The 18,594-nt window shown below is 69.9% G+C and carries 14 protein-coding genes; 8 read left to right on the forward strand and 6 right to left on the reverse strand.

Going from position 1 to position 18,594, the window contains the following annotated elements; genetic code table 11:
* Positions 1 to 5: 5 nt before the first annotated feature.
* Positions 6 to 437, reverse strand: coding sequence for a nitrite reductase small subunit NirD (nirD, locus tag ACIQD6_RS11775; protein WP_401880969.1), 432 nt, complete (start codon positions 435 to 437; stop codon positions 6 to 8).
* Entirely contained in the window at positions 434 to 2,983 is a 2,550-nt protein-coding gene (gene nirB, locus ACIQD6_RS11780) for a nitrite reductase large subunit NirB (protein WP_401880971.1), read from the reverse strand. Before nirB ends, nirD begins: the two co-directional genes overlap by 4 nt.
* Before the next feature lie 381 nt (positions 2,984 to 3,364).
* On the opposite strand from nirB, the gene ACIQD6_RS11785 reads away from it, so the two are divergent.
* Positions 3,365 to 4,144: a sulfite exporter TauE/SafE family protein gene (locus ACIQD6_RS11785; protein ID WP_401880973.1), complete on the forward strand. Its 780-nt coding sequence runs from the start codon at positions 3,365 to 3,367 to the stop codon at positions 4,142 to 4,144.
* A 129-nt stretch (positions 4,145 to 4,273) separates the two neighbouring features.
* On the opposite strand, the gene ACIQD6_RS11790 is transcribed toward ACIQD6_RS11785, so the two are convergent.
* On the reverse strand, positions 4,274 to 4,408 hold the full coding sequence (locus tag ACIQD6_RS11790; RefSeq protein ID WP_401880975.1) for a hypothetical protein: 135 nt from the start codon (positions 4,406 to 4,408) through the stop codon (positions 4,274 to 4,276).
* Between the two features lie 752 nt (positions 4,409 to 5,160).
* Positions 5,161 to 6,003, reverse strand: coding sequence for an aminotransferase class IV (locus tag ACIQD6_RS11795; protein WP_401880977.1), 843 nt, complete (start codon positions 6,001 to 6,003; stop codon positions 5,161 to 5,163).
* A 75-nt stretch (positions 6,004 to 6,078) separates the two neighbouring features.
* On the opposite strand from ACIQD6_RS11795, the gene ACIQD6_RS11800 reads away from it, so the two are divergent.
* The 3 genes from ACIQD6_RS11800 to ACIQD6_RS11810 all read left to right on the forward strand — a co-directional run bounded on the left by ACIQD6_RS11800 (position 6,079) and on the right by ACIQD6_RS11810 (position 10,671).
* Positions 6,079 to 6,780 carry an NADPH-dependent FMN reductase gene (locus ACIQD6_RS11800; protein WP_401880979.1) on the forward strand — a complete coding sequence of 234 codons (702 nt, stop codon included), beginning with the start codon at positions 6,079 to 6,081 and terminating at the stop codon, positions 6,778 to 6,780.
* A gap of 160 nt (positions 6,781 to 6,940) precedes the next feature.
* Positions 6,941 to 8,746, forward strand: a complete 1,806-nt coding sequence (locus tag ACIQD6_RS11805; protein ID WP_401880981.1) for an ABC transporter ATP-binding protein — start codon at positions 6,941 to 6,943, stop codon at positions 8,744 to 8,746.
* Positions 8,743 to 10,671, forward strand: coding sequence for an ABC transporter ATP-binding protein (locus ACIQD6_RS11810; RefSeq protein WP_401880983.1), 1,929 nt, complete (start codon positions 8,743 to 8,745; stop codon positions 10,669 to 10,671). The genes ACIQD6_RS11805 and ACIQD6_RS11810 overlap by 4 nt, the downstream gene beginning before the upstream one ends.
* Before the next feature lie 41 nt (positions 10,672 to 10,712).
* Here ACIQD6_RS11810 and ACIQD6_RS11815 read toward each other — a convergent pair whose 3' ends face one another.
* Complete coding sequence (locus tag ACIQD6_RS11815; RefSeq protein WP_401880985.1) at positions 10,713 to 11,390, reverse strand: vancomycin high temperature exclusion protein; 678 nt, start codon at positions 11,388 to 11,390, stop codon at positions 10,713 to 10,715.
* 295 nt (positions 11,391 to 11,685) lie between these two features.
* Positions 11,686 to 12,588, reverse strand: a complete 903-nt coding sequence (locus ACIQD6_RS11820) for a LysR substrate-binding domain-containing protein (protein WP_401880987.1) — start codon at positions 12,586 to 12,588, stop codon at positions 11,686 to 11,688.
* A gap of 169 nt (positions 12,589 to 12,757) precedes the next feature.
* On the opposite strand from ACIQD6_RS11820, the gene ACIQD6_RS11825 reads away from it, so the two are divergent.
* The 4 genes from ACIQD6_RS11825 to ACIQD6_RS11840 all read left to right on the forward strand — a co-directional run bounded on the left by ACIQD6_RS11825 (position 12,758) and on the right by ACIQD6_RS11840 (position 18,450).
* Positions 12,758 to 14,236, forward strand: coding sequence for a M20 family metallopeptidase (locus tag ACIQD6_RS11825; protein ID WP_401880989.1), 1,479 nt, complete (start codon positions 12,758 to 12,760; stop codon positions 14,234 to 14,236).
* Positions 14,237 to 14,238: 2 nt separating this feature from the next.
* Positions 14,239 to 15,645 carry an MFS transporter gene (locus ACIQD6_RS11830; protein ID WP_401880990.1) on the forward strand — a complete coding sequence of 469 codons (1,407 nt, stop codon included), beginning with the start codon at positions 14,239 to 14,241 and terminating at the stop codon, positions 15,643 to 15,645.
* Positions 15,646 to 15,863: 218 nt separating this feature from the next.
* The gene (locus ACIQD6_RS11835; protein ID WP_401880992.1) at positions 15,864 to 17,000 is read left to right on the forward strand and encodes a sirohydrochlorin chelatase; all 1,137 of its coding nucleotides are present in this window, start codon (positions 15,864 to 15,866) and stop codon (positions 16,998 to 17,000) included.
* Between the two features lie 130 nt (positions 17,001 to 17,130).
* Entirely contained in the window at positions 17,131 to 18,450 is a 1,320-nt protein-coding gene (locus ACIQD6_RS11840) for a deoxyguanosinetriphosphate triphosphohydrolase (RefSeq protein ID WP_401880994.1), read from the forward strand.
* Positions 18,451 to 18,594 lie beyond the last annotated feature (144 nt).

An 18,594-nucleotide genomic window follows, 5' to 3' on the forward strand; every position in this document is an offset into this window, starting at 1 on the left:
CAAGCTCAGGCCGGAACGGGGGCCCTGACCCGTACCTCGTATGCCTGGACGGCGACCTCGTCGTCGTCCAGGCATTGCCCTGTCGCCAGGTCGAAGCGCTGTTTGAGCAGCGGGGACGCGACGAAGGGCCGCCCGTCGTGGGTGCCGGTCAGACCACGCGACAACACCTGCGCACCGGAGAACGGATCGCGGTTGCTGATCGCGTACGGGCGGCCCGCGCGGTCCAGGAACACCGCCACCTGGCGGCCGTCCGGGAGCAGCGCCGCGACACCCCGGCCCGGGGTGAGCGAGGACAGCTCGCACACCGCGAACCACTCCTCGCCACCGCCACCGCCTTCGTCGCCGGCGCCTTGGGGGCCGTCGGGAGCGTCGAGCAGGACTTCCAGTGTGTCCGGCGTCGTCGGTGTGCTCATCTGCGTGCTCGGCTGTGTGCTCATCGGGCGGTCGCCCCTTCCAGCGTGAGGAATACCAGGTCGGGCTTGACCTGATCGCGTTCCGGTACGAACTTCACCGACGGGTCCGGCGCGTCCGGCGCGTTGACAAACGAGACGAACCGGCGCAGCCGCTCCGGGTCGTTGATCGTCTCCGCCCATTCGTCGCGGTACGCGTCGACATGCGCGGCCATCAGCTGCTCCAGCTCCGCGCAGAGTCCCAGCGAGTCATGGACCACCACGTCCCGTACGTGGTCCAGCCCGCCCTCGATCCGCTCCAGCCAGGCTGAGGTGCGCTCCAGCCGGTCGGCCGTACGGATGTAGAACATCAGGAACCGGTCGATCAGCCGCACCAGTTCGGCGTCCGAGAGATCCTGGGCGAGCAGGTCCGCGTGGCGCGGGTCCGCGCCGCCGTTGCCGCCGACGTACAGGTTCCAGCCGTTCGCCGTGGCGATCACACCGAAGTCCTTGCCGCGCGCCTCCGCACACTCCCGCGCGCAGCCCGACACCGCCGACTTCAGCTTGTGCGGCGAGCGCAGGCCCCGGTAGCGCAGCTCCAGATCGATGGCCATTTTGACCGAGTCCTGCACGCCGTAGCGGCACCAGGTCTGCCCCACGCACGACTTGACCGTCCGCAGGGACTTTCCGTACGCGTGCCCCGACTCGAATCCGGCATCCACCAACCGGGTCCAGATCAGCGGCAGTTGGTCCACGCGAGCGCCGAACATGTCGATCCGCTGGCCGCCCGTGATCTTTGTGTAGAGGCCGAAGTCCCGGGCCACCTCGCCGATCACGATCAGCTTCTCCGGGGTGATCTCACCACCGGGGATACGCGGCACGATCGAATACGAACCGTTGCGCTGGATGTTCGCCAGGAAGTGGTCGTTGGTGTCCTGGAGGGAGGCCTGCTCGCCGTCCAGGACATAGCCGCTCACCCCGAGTGCCGGTGCGAGCGAGGCGATGATCGAGCCGACGGTCGGCTTGCAGATCTCGCACCCGTCCCCACCGCGCGCCTGCTCGCGGCCGTGCGAGTCGAGGAGCGCGGCGTACGTGGTGACGCGCAGAGTGCGGACGATCTCGTACAACTCGCCCCGGGTGTACGGGAAGCAGCCGCACAGCCCCTTGTCGGCGGGGCCGGAGCCGTTCGCCGCCAGCAGCTGGCCGACGACCTTGACGCAACTCCCGCAGCCCGTACCGGCCTTGGTGCACTTCTTCACCTCGGGGAGGGAGGAGCAGCCCAGGATCGCGCCCTTGCTGACGTTGTGACAGCTACAGATCACCGCGTCGTCGGGGAGGGCGGACGGGCCGAGTTCGACCGGCGCCCCCGCGCCTGAGGGCAGGACCAGGTGTTCGGGAGAGACCGGCGGCACGGAGCCGGTCATCGGCCGGAGCATGCCGTACGAGTCGGCGTCTCCGACGAGGACACCGCCGAGCAGGGTGCCGTCCTCGGCCACCACCAGCTTCTTGTAGACACCGGAGCGGGAGTCCGAGTAGACGACGTCCAGGCTGCCGGGGGCGGCGCCGTGCGCGTCACCGAACGACGCCACGTCCACCCCGAGCAGCTTGAGCTTGGTCGACAGATCGGCGCCGGTGAAGCCCTTCTCGACGGCGCCGGTTCCACCGTCCGCCAGCAGATCGGCGACGGTGGTGGCCATCTCGTAACCGGGCGCCACCAGCCCGTACACCCGGCCGTCCGCCGCCAGCGCGCACTCGCCGATCGCGAACACGGCGGGGTCGGACGTACGGCACCGCTCGTCCACCGCGATGCCGCCGCGCTCGCCGACCGTCAGGCCGGCGTCCCGGGCGAGCTGGTCCCGGGGCCGTACGCCCGCCGAGAAGACCACGAGGTCGGTGGCGAGGGCCGAACCGTCCGACAGCGCCATGCCGGTGACCGTGCCCCCGGCGTCCGTCGTCACTTCCTGCGTGCCCACGCCCGTGTGGACGGTCAGGCCCATGTCCTCGATCGTGCGGAGCAGGGCCGCGCCACCGCCGTCGTCCACCTGGACGGGCATCAGGCGCGGCGCGAACTCCACGATGTGCGTGTCGAGCCCGAGCCCCTTGAGCGCGCCCGCCGCCTCCAGCCCGAGCAGCCCGCCGCCGACGACCGCGCCGGAACGGGCCGTCATCGCGTACTCCTCGATCGCGAGGAGATCCTCGATGGTGCGGTAGACGAAGCAGCCGGTCGCGTCCTTGCCGGGCACGGGCGGCACGAACGGGTACGAGCCGGTGGCCAGTACGAGCGTGTCGTATGCGAAGGTCAGCCCGGCCCGGGAGGTGACCGTGCGCGCGGCGCGGTCGATGGTCTCGGCGGGGTCGTCCAGATGCAGCTCGATGCCGTGGCGGTCCAGGAAATCCGGCTCGCCGAGGGCGAGATCATCGGGCGTGCTGCCGGAGAAGTACGAGGTCAGCCGCACTCGGTCGTAGGCGGGACGCGGCTCCTCGCAGAGCACCACCACCCGGGCCCGCGAGGTCACACCCCGTTCGGCGAGGGCCTCCAGGAACCGCTGGCCGACCATGCCGTGGCCGACGACCACGATCGTGGGAGTGGGCATCTCAGGAGCCTCCATCGGGGAGATCGGGGAGATCGGGGAGATCAGGAATTGGGGGAGTGGGGGGAGATGTAGTGCGGTGGCGGGCGGGACGGCTCATCGCGGGGCCATGTCCGGAAGCGTGCGCGGCGGCTGTTACCCGTCCGCATCGCCACCGTTTCCCGTACGGAACGCTGCCCTCAGCACGGCTCCGCCTGGGATGTGAGGGGTCCGGCAGGGGTCCGCTGGACGGGAGGGGACGGGACTTCGGGCTCGCTCGTTCACGGCGTTCACGGCGCCCGCGGTGTCCACGGCTCGCCCCAGCCGCCACCGCGACCTCAGGCGTTGCTCAAGACTCCGGAGTTACGTGGACGGGGCACTCATCGCGTCCATAAGCTCGTGATCATGCCCGAGATATCGCTGACCGTACTCGTTCTGCTCTGCCTGGCCGCCGCCGCGGCGGGCTGGATCGATGCCGTGGTGGGCGGTGGCGGGCTGCTGCTCCTGCCCGCGATGCTGCTCGGGCTGCCGCACCTCCCCGCCGCGTACATCCTCGGCACCAACAAGGCGGTCGCGATCGTCGGCACTACGGGCGCGGCGGTGACCTATGAGCGCAAGGCTCCGGTCGATGTGAAGGCGGCCGTACGGATCGGGCTCGCGGCGCTCGCCGGATCGATGGGCGGTGCCTTCTTCGCGGCCGGGATCAGCAGCGAACTGCTGCGGCCTGTGATCATGGTGGTGCTGCTGGGGGTGGCGGCCTTCGTCATGCTGCGGCCCGCCTTCGGCCGGACGCAGGCGGGTGGCCAGGTCACCCGGGCGCGTACGGTCACGGCGATCGTGCTGGTCGGCGGCGGGATCGGCTTCTACGACGGGCTGTTCGGGCCCGGTACGGGAACGTTTCTGGTGCTGGCGCTCACCGCCGTACTCCACCTGGATCTGGTGACCGCCTCCGCCACCGCCAAGATCGTGAACGTCTGCACCAACGCGGGGGCGCTCGCGATGTTCGCCTATCAGGGCACGGTGCTGTGGCAACTGGCCGCGCTGATGGCGGTGTTCAATCTGGCGGGCGGGATGTTCGGCGCGCGGACGGCGCTCAGGAAGGGCAGCGAGTTCGTCCGCGGGGTGCTGCTGGTAGTGGTGTTCTCGCTGGTCGCGAAGTTGGCGTTCGACCAGTGGACGGCGTGATCGCCGGGTGCGAGGCCAAGACGGGTGCCGCGGTCCACATGAAGGTTCCCCGCCCCCATCAGCGGTGAGCGTGACGGGGACGGGGACGCGGGGCGGAACCGAGGCGCGGCACGGTAGATGTCGGCCCTGTCAGCTGCCCTGCGCGCCGCTCGCCCGGCGACGCAGGAGCCGGGTCCCGCCGACGGCGGGCACGGCCGTAACAGCCGTGCCCGCCGCGATCCGGGTGGTGTCGGAGGCGTTAGTGCCACCGGCCCCGGTCTTCATTCGGCTCCTCGGGCCTCTCGTTTGGATCTTGCCGGACTCGCGTGCCCTGGTGCCGCGCCTCGCCGCGTTGTCGTCAGTCGGCGACGCTCCGCGTCGCCTCCCTCCTCCGCCTTGCGATCCACGGCACCAGACCCCGTCCCTGATCCGGCCTGATCCAAACGACAGACCCTAGGCCCGGCGTACCTCATGGTGAGATCGCCGGTGGCCTCGTTGCCGTTCTCACACGTCGCGCGGATGCCGTACGTACAGGGCCGGGCGGGCGGCGGTCGGCACTCTCCGACGACGGCCTCCCCGCACGTACCGGGATCCACTCACCATTTCGCCGCGTCGACAGCTTCCACGAAGCCCTTCCCGTGTCCGTCCAGGCCGTGGGCCTTGGTGTTGACGGTGTCGGGGGTCGCCGGGGCGCGCGGTCGTAGGGAGACAATTCCAGTGTCTCGATACCTCCGCGACGGCCCCGGTCGCATTCGCGGAGGCCAGGGCTATCCAAGCGGACGCCGGTGCGGTAGAGGTGAGCAGGCGGGCAATCGTGCGCATAGAGCGTCCTCCGAGGCGGCGGGGGGATATCCGTCACCTCCGAGATAAAGCGCGGCTCGGCGTCGGCGCCTGCTGATGCACCATCAGATCCATTGACCGGCCTCGGCGTGTCGCACGTGACAGCCGCTGTTTTTGCAGGTCACGCGCGTGTCCGGCAAGGTGGCGGCGATTCGTTCCACCGTCGTGCTGAACGGGTGACGAGAGGCCGGTCGCCCTCACAGGCGGTCCCACTCCACGCCGTCGTACAGTTCCGTCACCGTCTTCAGCAGGGTCGCGTCGCCCGGGAAGACCGTCTCGTCGATCCGGCTCACCGGGGCGACTCCGTGCGAGTTGGTGACGAAGGCGGCGCGGTACCGGCCCAGGTCCGCCAGGGTGACCTCGCGGTGGACCGACGGGAGACCGGCGGACAGCAGACGGGCGTGGACCAACGCCATGGTGATGCCCGTCAGGACCGGGGCATCCGACCAGACCACCGAACTGCCGTCCCAGAAAGCGATATTGGCGATGGCGCCCTCCGCGACCACCCCGCCGCGACCGGTGAGCAGTGCGCTGTCGAACCCCGCGCGTTCGGCGAGCCGGCCGTAGTGGATCTGGGCGAAGCCGCCCAGATGCTTGATGTGCGGGACCGGGCGCTGGTACGGGACCGACATCAGGCTCTGCGCCCGTCCGTCGGTGGCGACGGGCGGCCGTACCGTCACCATCAGAGTTGTCCCGGCTGTTCCGGTTGTCTCGGCTGTCCCGGTTCTCTCGGCTGTCCTGGTTCTCTCGTCCGTCTCGGTCTGCCGGTGGACGTACACCCGGACCGAGGCGTCGCGTACGTCACCGAGCGCGTGCCGGAGCAGGGACCGTACATGCTCACCGTCCAGGCCCACACCGAACAGCTCGCGGGTCGCGGAGTCCAGCCGGTCGAGATGGAGGGCCAGGCCGCGTACCCGGCCGTCCCTGATCTGCATGGCGGTGAAGTGACCGTAGGTGTCGAGCGCGCGGAGTTGCAGATCGGCCTCGGTAGCGGGCCGGCCGTCGACCTCGATCAGCAGGTTCGGTGCATCAGTTGTCATTCTCCTCACCGTATGGCGTGGGCGGTTCAAAGGGCGGCTTGACCTCAAGCATGGTTGAGGTATGAGGCTCTCCTCATGGACAACACCACGCGGGAATCCGCGCCCGTATCCACCGCCGCATCCACGTCCACCGCCGCATCCACGTCCACATCTGCCGTCACATCCGCATCTGCCGTCACATCCGCATCCGCATCCCCAGTCGAACCGCTGAAGCTCGCCGTCATCCTGGGCAGCAACCGCGAAGGCCGTTTCGGCCCGGTCGTCTCCGACTGGTTCCTCTCCCATGCCGCCGCGCGCCAGGACTTCACCACCGAACTCGTCGACCTGGCCGAGGTGGACCTGCCGACCGCCCTCTCCTTCCAGCCGGGCCCCGGTGTACGGGCCGAACTCGCCAAGGTCACACCACGGTTGGCCGAGGCGGACGCCTTTGTCGTACTGACCCCCGAGTACAACCACTCCTTCCCCGCCGGCATCAAGTCCCTGATCGACTGGCACTTCGGCGAGTGGCAGGCCAAACCCGTCGGATTCGTGTCCTACGGCGGCATCTCCGGCGGACTGCGCGCGGTCGAGCAACTGCGTCAGGTCTTCGCGGAGCTGCATGCCGTCACCGTCCGGGACACGGTCTCCTTCCACAACGCGGGCGCGCACTTCGACGACGAGGGCCGCCACAAGGACCCCGCCGACTGCGACGCGGCCGCCAAGGCGATGCTCGACCAGCTGGCCTGGTGGGGGCTGGCGCTGCGGGACGCCAAGTCTGTTCGTCCGTACGCGAGTTGATCGACCGATCCTGACCTGACCTGACCTGACCTGACCTGACCTGACCTGACCTGACCTGACCGCGAGTGCGAGTGCGACTGGCACCAGTACCGGAAGTGCCAGTCGCACTCGCGGTGCCTTGCCGGTGCCCGTGTGATCGGATCGCGACTGCGAGGAAGACATGCTGATTCGCCTTCTCGGCGCCCACCTGCGCCCCTACACCCGGACGATCGCCCTGGTCGTCCTGTTACAGCTGATCCAGACCCTGTCCGCGCTCTGTCTGCCCACGCTCAACGCCGACATCATCAACAACGGTGTGCTGACCGGTGACACCGGCCACGTCCTGTCCATGGGCGGTGTGATGCTCGCCGTCACCGTGCTGCAGATCCTCGCCGCCGCGACCGCCACGTACGTCGGGGCCCGGGTCGCGATGGGCGTCGGCCGGGATCTGCGGTCCGCCGTCTTCTCGCGCGTACAGGACTTCTCCGTACGGGAGATGAGCCGGTTCGGTGCCTCCTCGCTGATCACCCGTACCACCAACGACGTCCAGCAGGTGCAGATGCTGACGGTGCTTGGGCTGACCATGCTGGTCGCGGCCCCGCTGACCTGTTTCGGCGGTATCGCCCTGGCCGTCCAGCAGGATGTGCCGCTCTCCCTGCTGTTGCTGGTCTTCGTACCGCTGCTGGCCGGGGCCGTGAGCCTGATCGTGCGGCGGATGTCGCCGCTGTTCCGGGGGATGCAGCGGCGCATCGACCAGGTCAACCGGATCATGCGGGAGCAGATCACCGGGGTCCGCGTCATCCGGGCCTTCGTCCGGGACACGCACGAGCAGCGGCGCTACGCCGGAGCCAACCGGGAGCTGATGACCGTCGCCCTGCGGGCCGGCCGGCTCATGGCACTGATGCTGCCGACGGTGATGCTGGTGTGGCAGCTCGCCACCGTCACCGTCATCTGGGCGGCCGCTCATCGGATCGACTCCGGTGAATTGCAGGCCGGTTCGCTGATCGCCTTCCTCAGTTATCTGATGCAGATCCTGATGGCCGTGATGACGACCGTCTTCCTGCTGACACAGGTGCCGCGTGCGACCGTCAGCGCCGAGCGCATCCAGGAGGTCCTCGACACCGAGCCGAGCGTGCGGGCCCCTGCTGCCTCTGCTGTCCTGGCCGCCCCGGCTGATCCCGTCGCCCTTGCCGTTCCCGTCGCTCCTGCCGCTTCGGTCGCCTCGGCCGCCGCTTTGAGGGAGCAGGGTCGGCTGGAGATCCGGGGCGCGGCCTTCCGCTATCCCGGCGCCGCGGAACCGATGCTGCGCGAGGTCGATCTGACCGCGCGCCCCGGCCGTACGACCGCCGTCATCGGTTCCACGGGCAGCGGCAAGACCACCCTGCTCAACCTGGTGCCCAGGCTGTTCGACACAACGGAGGGCGAGGTACGGATCGGCGGCGCCGACGTCCGCGCCATGGACCCGGGCCTGCTCTCCCGTACGGTCGGACTCGTACCGCAGAAGCCGTACCTCTTCTCCGGAACGGTCGCTTCCAACCTCCGTTACGGGAAGCCCGACGCGACCGACGAAGAACTGTGGCGGGCGCTGAGGACCGCGCAGGCGGCGGAGTTCGTGACCGCGCTGCCGGACGGGCTCGAAGCCCCGGTCGCCCAGGGCGGCAGCAATCTCTCCGGCGGCCAGCGCCAACGCCTCGCCATCGCACGGGTGTTGGTCGCCCGCCCGGCGGTCTATCTCTTCGACGACTCTTTCTCGGCGCTGGACTACGCCACGGACGCCGCGCTGCGGGCCGCCCTGGCCGAGGAGACCGCCGACGCGACCGTGGTGATCGTGGCGCAGCGCGTCTCCACCATTCGCCGCGCCAACCGGATCGTCGTCCTCGACGCGGGCCGGGTCGTCGGCAGCGGCACCCATGAACAGCTCATGCGGGACAACGAAACCTACCGGGAGATCGTCCTCTCCCAGCTCAACGAGGAGGAAGCCGCATGAGTGCCCCCGATCGACGCAGGCGCACCGGGATCCGTGCCGGGGCCCGCACCGAGGCACACCCGGACCGCACCGGGGCCCCGCGGCGCGGTCCGGGTGTGCCCGGCGTGCCGTCTCTCGAACGCTCCCTGGACTTCCGCCGGTCCAGCGTGCGTCTGCTGCGGATGATGGCCCCCGAACACGCGCTGCTGCTGGGCGTCCTCGCCACCGGCACGGCGGCCGTCGCCCTCACCGTCACCGCCCCGAAGGTCCTGGGCCACGCCACGGACCTCGTCGTCACCGGATCGGCGGGCCCGTCCGGCGTCGATTTCCGGGCGGTGGGCCAGGTGCTCGCGGTCGCCCTCCTCCTGGTCGCGCTCTCCGCCGCCCTCAGCTGGGTCCAGATGAGGCTCACCATGGAGATCGTCCAGCGAGCCGGTTACCGGCTGCGTGAGCGCGCCGAGACGAAACTTTCGAGGGTGCCGCTCGCGTACTTCGACAAGCAGCCGCGCGGCGAGGTGCTCTCCCGCACCACCAATGACATCGACAACATCACTCAGACCATGCAGCAGGCCTTCGGCCAAATGGTGCGTGCCGTGCTGACGTTGGCCGGGGTGCTCGCGATGATGTTGTGGATCTCGCCGCTGCTGGCGCTGATCGTCCTCGCCGGCGTGCCGCTGTCGGTACTGGTGGCCGTACGCGTCGGACAGCGGGCGCAGCCGCAGTTCATCAAGCAGTGGGCCGTCACAGGCAAGCTCAACGGCCATGTCGAGGAGATGTACTCCGGCCACGCGGAGGTACGGGTCTTCGGCCGCAAGCGCGAAGCCGTGCGCACCTTCGAGGAGCACAACGAAGCGCTGTACGCGTCGAGTTTCCGGGCCCAGTTCATCTCGGGCGTCATCCAGCCGGCGCTGAGCTTCCTCGGCAATCTGACCTACGTGCTGATCGCGGTCGTCGGCGGCCTGCGGGTCGCCTCGGGCACGCTGTCCATCGGCGATGTCCAGGCCTTCGTCCAGTACTCGTACGAGTTCAACGGACCGGTCACCCAGCTCGCCTCCATGGCGAACCTGCTCCAGTCGGGCGTCGCCTCCGCCGAGCGTGTCTTCGAACTGCTCGACGCGGAGGAGGAGCCCCGGAACGCCGACCGGTCGGGAACGGGCGCGGGAACGGGAACAGGAACGGGAACGGGAACGAAGGTGGGGGCAGGGAAGGTCTCGTTCGAGAAAGTGGCGTTCCGGTACGAGCCGGAGAAGCCGCTGATCGACGGCCTGTCTCTGTCGGTGAGCCCGGGGCAGACGGTCGCGATCGTCGGCCCGACCGGCGCGGGCAAGACCACGCTGGTCAATCTGCTGATGCGGTTCTACGAGGTGACGGGCGGCCGGATCACCCTCGACGGCGTCGATGTCGCCACGCTGCCGAGGGAGGAGCTGAGGGCCGGGATCGGGATGGTGCTCCAGGACACCTGGCTGTTCGGCGGCACGATCGCGGAGAACATCGCGTACGGCGCCGACGCCTCGCGCGACGTCACCCGGAAGGAGATCGAGGACGCGGCGCGGGCGGCCCACGCGGACCGTTTCATCCGTACGCTCCCCGACGGCTACGACACGGTCGTGGACGAGGAGGGCGCGGGGCTGAGCGCGGGAGAGAAACAACTCCTCACCATCGCACGGGCGTTCCTTGCCGAACCGGCCATTCTCGTGCTGGACGAGGCGACCAGCTCGGTGGACACCCGTACCGAGGTGCTGATCCAGAAGGCGATGGCCCGACTGGCACACGGCCGTACCAGCTTCGTGATCGCACACCGGCTCTCCACCATCCGCGACGCGGACGTCATCCTCGTCATGGAGAACGGCTCCATCGTCGAACAAGGCACACACGACGACCTCCTGGCCACAGGAGGCGCGTACGCACGCCTCTACGCCGCCCAGTTCGTCGCCGTCGCCGCGTAAGGCGAAGGCAAGCCGACTGCCGGCTGACTGCCGACAAGCTCCTACGGTGAATCGACCGAGGCGTCCGCCAGCGCCTCGGTCACGCCCGTCTCCGTCGGCCCGAGGAAGAGAGGATCCGGCCGTGTGAAAGCGTCGGCCGCAGCCTTCCCCGCGGCGATGACCTCGCGTACCCCGCCGTAATACCAGGTCAGGTTACGGGGCTCCTCGACCCCGACGCCGTACGACTCGACCCCCGCCGCTTCGCAGAGCGCCACCGCGCGCCGGACGTGGAAGCCCTGTGTCACCAGCACCGCCCGTTCGACGCCGAATATCTTCTTGGCCCGTACGCACGAGTCCCAGGTGTCGAACCCCGCGTAGTCGCTGACGATCCGCCCGTCCGGCACGCCCTGGCCGACGAGGTACGTCCGCATCGCGTCCGGCTCGTCGTACTCTTCGCGGCTGTTGTCCCCGGTGACCAGCACCACCCGCGCCTTGCCCGCGCGGTACAACTCCGCGGCCGCGTCGAGGCGGTGGGCGAGATACGGCGACGGCTGACCGAAGCGCAGTCCGGCGCCGAAGACCACGGCGACATCCTGGGCCGGGACCTCAGCGACCGTACGGACACGGTCGTCGGCCACCGCGTACATCCACGTCGCCGGCGTCAGCGCGAGCGCGCACCCCAGCATGACGGCCTGCACGGCGAGCCGCTGCCCGCGTCTTGTGCGCGGCAGTCGTGGCATGCGCGGCCGTGGCACGCGTAGGTGTGGCCTGCGCAGGCGTGGCAGGCGTGCCCGTCGCGGCAGTGTGAGGCGTGGTCGCGACAGTTTCGGCAGTGGCATGTTCCCCGGTCCCGTTCCCCTCGGCCGGATCCCGCTTTCCCGGCCATTTCCGTTCCGCTCTCGTCCGTTCTGCTCTGTACGACGATCGAGGCCGCCGAACAGTTCGCGGTGGCGGTGGCGGTGGCGGTGGCGGTGGCGGTCCAGGGCCGAAGGGCCGCCGTGACGGTCCAGGGGCAGGGCCAGGTGCGCCCCAGCCTCATGGCCCTTCCGTGTGCGCGATGAGATGGGCGAGGAACGCGGAGACGGCCGTGGGCAGGTTCCGGCGGGCCATGGACTGGATCTGGACGGTCCGGCGGGACAATTCCGGATTTCTGATCGGCACGGCCGTCAACTCGTCGTCGGCGTGCAGTCGTCGCCGGATCGTCAGATGTCCTACGAGCGTGATACCGCCCTTCATCTGTACGAAGCCTTCCAGAGCGCCGGAGTAGTTACTGACGAAAGCGGGCTCGAATACCAGCCCCTCCAGGCTGACGCAGATGTCGAAGACCTGCCGGAGGGTCGTGCCCTGTTCCATCAGTGCCAGCGGGTAGGGGAGCAGGTCGGCGATCCAGATCTCCTCGCGCCCGGCGAGGGGGTGCCCGGTGGGCATCAGCGCGTAGACCGGCTGGGCCTCCGAGAATTCGACCCGAATATCCTTCTCGGGCGCGAGACTGTACGTGATGGCCAGATCAGCCGTACCGTCACGGACTTCCTGAGTGGCTCCCCCGGGCGAAGTGACATGCAATTGGAAGTGCACGCCGGGGTAGTTCTCGCGGAATGCGGTGATTGCTTCGGGGAGGAAATCCCGGGCGAATCCCTCGGAGCTGGCCAGCCTGATGGTGCTGCGCCGCAGAGAGCCGAGACCGCGGATATCGGCGAGGACCTGCTCGGATTCGAGCTGACTGCGCCGGGCGTAGGCCGCGAGTATCTCACCGGCCTCGCTGAGCACCATTCCGCGCGGTCGCCGTTCGAACAGCGGCACGCCGATTTCGTGCTCCAGCTTGGCGATCTGCCTGCTGATCGCCGACGCCGCCACATGCAGACGCTCGGACGCCTGGCCGATCGAGCCGATGTGCGCCACTTCCAGGAAGTACCGCAGCCCGGATCCCGTCACGTCCATCTGTTCCTCGTTCCCGCTTGTGTCAATCCCAAGGACGTTGCCCATCGAGCAACGCGGCCTTCTGATTATTGCAATTGTGTCAACCCTCGGGCGTCAGTAGCCTGCCATGCCAATGACGTGAATTCACCACTCGGCAATTGTTTCCTGACTATTACGAGAAAGGGTCACGATGACGCGTTCCACGGCAATCGACCGGGCGGTCGATTACTTTGATTCAGGCTCTTTTCTGGCAGATCTCACGCGGCGGGTGGCCCTGCCCACCGAGAGCCAGGCCGCCGATCCGGTGGGCGAGTTGCGGTCGTATCTGGAAGAGGAAATGGTCCCCGCCCTCCTGGGCCTCGGCTGTACCACCCGCATCGTGGACAACCCGGTGACCGGCCGCGGCCCGTTCCTCGTGGCGCACCGGCACGAGGCCGAGCGGCTGCCCACCGTCCTCGTGTACGGGCACGCCGACGTGGTCCTGGGCGAGGAACAGCGCTGGCGGGCCGGACTCGACCCCTGGCGGGTCGTGGTCGAGGGGGACCGCTGGTACGGACGCGGCACCGCGGACAACAAGGGCCAGCACACCATCAACCTGGCGGCCCTGGAACACGTGCTGCACGCCCGGGGCGGACAGCTGGGCTTCAACCTCAAGGTGATCATCGAGACCGGCGAGGAGTCGGGCTCTCCCGGGCTGAACGAAGTCTGCGCCCAACTCCGCGACGAACTGGCCGCGGATCTGCTGATCGCCTCCGACGGGCCCCGGATCCACGCGGAGCGGCCGACGCTCTTCCTCGGATCGCGCGGCATGACCGCCTTCACCCTGCGCGTCCCGCTGCGCGAGCGCGCCCACCACTCGGGCAACTGGGGCGGGCTGCTCCGCAATCCGGCGACCGTGCTCGCCGGCGCCCTGGCGACCCTCGTGGATGGCCGGGGCCGGATCCTCGTCCCCGGCCTGCGGCCGACGGACATCCCGGCCGGCGTCAAGGCGGCCCTGGCCGACCTCACCGTCGGAGGCGGCAAGGACGATCCCACCATCGACGAGGGCTGGGGCGAGCCGGGACTCACCCCGGCCGAGCGGGTCATCGGCTGGAACACCCTCGAAGTCCTCTCCCTGGCCGCCGGCAACCCCGTCACCCCGGTGGGCGCGATCCCCGGCACCGCGCACGCGCACTGCCAGCTCCGCTTCGTGGTCGGCACGGACCCGGCCACCCTCGGCCAGGTCCTCCGTGACCACCTGGACGAACACGGCTTCCCCATGGTCGAGATCGAGGTGGGCCGGACCATGGGCGCCACCAGGACCGACCCGGACGACCCGTGGGTGCGCCGGGCCGCGCGCTCGGTGGAACGGACCACGGGCGAACGGCCCGCCATCATGCCCAACCTCGGCGGGAGCATCCCCAACGACGCGTTCGCCGACGTACTCGGACTGAGCACGGTCTGGGTGCCGCATTCGTACCCCGCCTGCGCCCAGCACGCGCCGGACGAACACCTCCTCGCGCCCCTGGCGCGACAAGCCCTGGAAATCATGGCCGGGCTCTTCTGGGACCTGGGCGACGGTCTCGGCGAGGACATCGGCGAGGACATCGGCGAAGACCTTGACGAGAACCGGGGTGACCGCCCCGGCGGCAGGTCCGGCGACGCCCCCTGCCGCGAAGAGGAGCACTGACCATGGGAACACCCGGCACCGACATCAGGCCTGAAAGCGCGGCGGAACCGGCGATACCCGCCAAGGCGTACCGCGTCATCGCCGCGGCGTCGATAGGCAACGCGCTCGAGTGGTTCGACATCCTCATCTACGCGTTCTTCGCGACGACCATCGCCAAGATCTTCTTCCCGGCCACGGACGACACCGTCTCGCTGCTCCTCGCACTGGGCACGTTCGGCGTCTCGTACCTCGTACGCCCGCTCGGCGCGATCGTGCTCGGACGCTATGCCGACCGAGTGGGCCGCAAGGCCGCGCTCATGCTGTCGATCCGGCTGATGATGCTGGGCACCGCCCTGATCGCCTTCATGCCGTCCTACGGCTCCATCGGCCTCCTCGCTCCCCTCGCGGTCCTGCTCGCCCGCCTCATCCAAGGCTTCTCCGCCGGAGGCGAATTCGGCAGCTCGACGGCCTTCCTCGTGGAGCACGCCCCGAAGCTTCGCGGCTTCATGGCGAGCTGGCAGTTCGCCAGCCAGGGCGTCAGCACGTTGCTCGCCGCGACCTTCGGAACGGTGCTGACGTCGACCCTGTCCACCGCGCAACTGGAGTCCTGGGGCTGGCGCGTCCCGTTCGTGTTCGGTCTGCTGATCGGGCCGATCGGCTACTACATCCGCCGCTACGTCGACGAGCCCCCCGAGTTCGAACGGGCCCAGCAGGCCGAGGCGGAAGCGGGAGCGGAGGCAAGGGAGAAAGCAGGAGAGCAGACCGGCCAGAAGACGGCAGAAAAGGCCGCCGAAAACGCCGAAGCGGTGGCCCGGGAAAAGGCCGAGCGCAAGCCGGTCGCGGAGGTGCTGCGCCACCACAAGATGCGGGTGCTCCTGTCCGTCGGCACACTCGCCGTGTCCACGGCCATCACCTACTTCATCTCCTACATACCGACCTTCGCCGTCAAGGAGCTGGATCTGCCGGCCTCGACGGGCTTCGCGGCCACCATGGTGACCGGCGGCGTCCTCACGGTCATGACGCCCTTCATCGGCTACTGGTCCGACAAGGTCGGCCGGGTGCGCATCATGGGAGCGTTCGCCGTGCTGATCCTGCTGCTGCTCTACCCCGCCTTCTCCTTCCTCGTCGCGCATCCCGGATTCGGGGTGATCCTCGTCGTGATGTTCCTGGTCGGTGTCCTGAAGGCCGGGTACTTCGGGTCGCTCCCCGCGCTGCTGGCGGACCTGTTCCCGATGAGCAGCAGGGCGACAGGCATGGCGCTCAGTTACAACATCGGCGTGATGCTGTTCGGCGGCATGACGCCGGCGGTGACCGTCTGGCTGGTCGACGTGACCGGCGACAAGCTGGCGCCCACCTGGTACCTGATGGCGCTCGCCGTGGTCAGCCTGACCTCCGTACTTGTCGCCCGGCGGCGGTTCGGAGTGCGGTAACGCGCGCCATGCCCGCCGCGTGCGGGTGCGCACCGCCTCGGTGGGCGCGCACCCGCACGCGGTACCGCACGCGGTCATTTCCGATGCCTCTGATCGCTTCATGGTGATTACGCTAAGTGATGACACTGACAACGCCCCGGCAGCGGCTGTGAGGTGGTGGAAAACCTCCGTCACCCTCGCGCAACCGCTCCGCAATCAGGACCCGGCAGGATCGGTTCATGACGGAGTCGGCGTACCACCGCATGCCAATGCCTCAGCCCGCACCACTCCCGCCGGGCGGCAGCGCCCGGCTCGATCCCACGCCGCTCGATCCCACGCCGTTCGACAAGGTGGCGCTCGACACCACGCCGCCCGACAGCCTCCCTCTCGGCAGCGCGGCGCAGCTGTTCACCCGGATCACCGCCCAGCTGGGCCACCAGCTCGGAAAAGTCGCACGGAACGGAACTCGCAGGAGTATGCACAGCAACGGTCCCGCCCCCGCCGGTCCGGGTCCCGCCCCCGCCGGTCCGGGTCCCGCCCCTGCCGGTCCGGGGCCGGGCTACGCCGCCGCCGCAGGTCCCAGCCTCGTCGTCGTCGCCCACGGCAGCCGCGACCCGCGCGCCCTGCGCACGATCACGACGCTCCTCGAACGCGTCCGTGAACTCCGCCCCGGCCTGGACGTACGCCTCGGGCACATCGAGCTCAACGAGCCGCGCCTGTCCGACACCCTCGGCACCCTCGCCGCTGGAGGCACCGACCGAGGCACCGGGCGGGGCACCAGCCGGGCCGTCCTCGTACCGCTGCTGCTCAGCCGTGGCGCACACATCAAACGGGACCTGCCGGCCGCCGCCGCGTCCGTACCCGCGCTGGAGACCCGGATCGCCGCCCCGCTCGGACCGCATCCGCTGCTGGTCGAGACGCTGTACGCGCGTCTCGTCGAGGCCGGCTGGCGTACGGACGCCACCGGATCCGCGGCCTCACGCAGCCACGACCGCGCGCGGAACGGCGCCGGAGTCGTCCTGGCCGCCGCGGGATCACGCGACCCGGAATCCGCGGCCGACACCCGCCGCACGGCCGCCCAGCTCAGCGAGCGCCTCGGCGGGGTACCGGTCGTCCCCGCATACGCCTCCGCCGCCTCTCCCACCGTCCCCGAGGCCCTCCGCGCCCTCGCCGCCCGTGGCCGCCACCGGACCGCGATCGCCTCGTACTTCACGGCCCCCGGCCACTTCGCCACCCGCAGCACCGCCGCGGCGCCCTGGATCGCCGCCGCCCCGCTCGGCGCGCACCCGGCGATGGCCAGGCTGCTGCTCCATCGTTACGACGAGGCGCTGGCGACGCCGTACAAGACGGGCCACCGCCAACTGGCCTCCGCCTAGATCCGTCGCAAACCAGCCCCGACCCGGCCCCCGACCCGGCCCCCGAACCGGCCCTGGATACATTCCGGCCGTCCGCTCCCGCACATCACCGCGCCGCCCGGTTGTCACCCGTACCGGTTACCGTCGGTCCATGGCAGGCACCACCGGCACCACCACATCGCACCCCTCAGGACCGGCGGGCGCATACGACGGCACGGCCACCGAACGCTGGGCCGCGGAGCCCGACAAGCGCCCCGGCCGCACCGCGTTCCAGCGCGACCGCGCGCGCGTGCTGCACTCCGCCGCGCTGCGCAGGCTCGCCGGCAAGACCCAGGTGGTGACCCCTGGATCCCGCGGTCAGGAGTGGGACGCCAGCCCCCGTACCCGCCTGACTCACTCCCTGGAGTGCGCCCAGGTCGGCCGTGAGCTGGGCGCGGCCCTCGGCTGCGACCCGGACCTGGTGGAGGCGGCCTGCCTCGCGCACGACCTGGGCCACCCGCCCTTCGGTCACAACGGTGAGCAGGCCCTCAACGACTTCGCCGCCGACTGCGGCGGCTTCGAGGGCAACGCGCAGTCGCTCCGGCTGCTGACCCGAATCGAACCGAAGCGTTTCGTACGGTCCCCCGACAGCGGCGACCTGGTCAGCGTCGGCCTCAACCTCACCCGTGCCGCCCTGGACGCCGCCACCAAATACCCCTGGACGCGCGGCTCCCACCCCACCCGGCCCGGTTCGGCGAAGTTCGGGGTGTACGAGGACGACCTGCCGGTCTTCGCCTGGGCCCGCAGGGGCGCGCCGGCGGGCCGTACCTGCTTCGAGGCGCAGGTCATGGACTGGTCCGACGATGTGGCCTACTCCGTCCACGACTTCGAGGACGGTCTGCACGCCGGTCATGTCGACCCCGCCGCGCTCTCCTCCGAGACCGAGCGGCGCGCGATCTGGGCGGTGGCGATCGGCAGGTACGTACCGGCCGGCACCGATCCGCAGGAGCTGGCCGCCGCGCTCGACCGGCTCATGGAGCAGGAGTGGTGGCCGCACGGCTACGACGGCTCGGCCGTCGCGCAGTCCCGCCTCAAGGACGCCACCAGCCAGCTCATCGGCCGGTTCTGCGAGGCCGCCGAGGGCGCCACCCGCCAGGCGTACGGCACGGGCCCGCTCACCCGGTACGCCGCCGAACTGGTCGTCCCGCGCGCGGCCCGTCACGAGTGCGCCGTCCTCAAGGCCGTCGCGGACCGCTATGTCATGCAGCGCGCCGAACAGGAGGCGCTCCGTGCCGACCAGCGGATCGTTCTGGCCGAGCTGGCCGAGGTACTCACGGCCCGCGCCCCGGAGGGCCTGGACCCCCAGTTCCGCGCGCTGTTCGACACAGCCTCCGACGACCGGGCGCGCAAACGCGTCATCATCGATCAGATCGCGTCTCTCACGGACGCGGCGGCCCGCTCCCTGCACGCGGGACACGCCGGCCGCTCCTGACCGGCCCGCGAGTCCCTGCCCCGAACAGTCCCCGCCTCCGTTCGGTCCGCGCCCCCGAACAGTCCCCGGCCCCCAAAGTCCCTGCTCCGACGCTGCTCCGACACATGGCGCACTCAAGACCGTCCGGTGCACTCAAGTCTCTCC

Source organism: Streptomyces sp. NPDC088400 (genome assembly GCF_044753355.1).
In the GTDB taxonomy this organism is placed as follows: domain Bacteria; phylum Actinomycetota; class Actinomycetes; order Streptomycetales; family Streptomycetaceae; genus Streptomyces.

What these genes read in the sequence shown, in the direction of transcription:
- ACIQD6_RS11810 (WP_401880983.1), top strand. Translation starts at nt 8,743, where the DNA reads ATGAGTGCCCCCGATCGACGCAGGCGCACCGGGATCCGTGCCGGGGCC.
- nirB (WP_401880971.1), bottom strand. Translation starts at nt 2,983, where the DNA reads ATGCCCACTCCCACGATCGTGGTCGTCGGCCACGGCATGGTCGGCCAG.
- ACIQD6_RS11830 (WP_401880990.1), top strand. Translation starts at nt 14,239, where the DNA reads ATGGGAACACCCGGCACCGACATCAGGCCTGAAAGCGCGGCGGAACCG.
- ACIQD6_RS11805 (WP_401880981.1), top strand. Translation starts at nt 6,941, where the DNA reads ATGCTGATTCGCCTTCTCGGCGCCCACCTGCGCCCCTACACCCGGACG.
- nirD (WP_401880969.1), bottom strand. Translation starts at nt 437, where the DNA reads ATGAGCACACAGCCGAGCACGCAGATGAGCACACCGACGACGCCGGAC.
- ACIQD6_RS11825 (WP_401880989.1), top strand. Translation starts at nt 12,758, where the DNA reads ATGACGCGTTCCACGGCAATCGACCGGGCGGTCGATTACTTTGATTCA.
- ACIQD6_RS11835 (WP_401880992.1), top strand. Translation starts at nt 15,864, where the DNA reads ATGACGGAGTCGGCGTACCACCGCATGCCAATGCCTCAGCCCGCACCA.
- ACIQD6_RS11800 (WP_401880979.1), top strand. Translation starts at nt 6,079, where the DNA reads ATGGACAACACCACGCGGGAATCCGCGCCCGTATCCACCGCCGCATCC.
- ACIQD6_RS11840 (WP_401880994.1), top strand. Translation starts at nt 17,131, where the DNA reads ATGGCAGGCACCACCGGCACCACCACATCGCACCCCTCAGGACCGGCG.
- ACIQD6_RS11820 (WP_401880987.1), bottom strand. Translation starts at nt 12,588, where the DNA reads ATGGACGTGACGGGATCCGGGCTGCGGTACTTCCTGGAAGTGGCGCAC.
- ACIQD6_RS11815 (WP_401880985.1), bottom strand. Translation starts at nt 11,390, where the DNA reads ATGCCACGACTGCCGCGCACAAGACGCGGGCAGCGGCTCGCCGTGCAG.
- ACIQD6_RS11790 (WP_401880975.1), bottom strand. Translation starts at nt 4,408, where the DNA reads ATGAAGACCGGGGCCGGTGGCACTAACGCCTCCGACACCACCCGGATC.
- ACIQD6_RS11795 (WP_401880977.1), bottom strand. Translation starts at nt 6,003, where the DNA reads ATGACAACTGATGCACCGAACCTGCTGATCGAGGTCGACGGCCGGCCC.
- ACIQD6_RS11785 (WP_401880973.1), top strand. Translation starts at nt 3,365, where the DNA reads ATGCCCGAGATATCGCTGACCGTACTCGTTCTGCTCTGCCTGGCCGCC.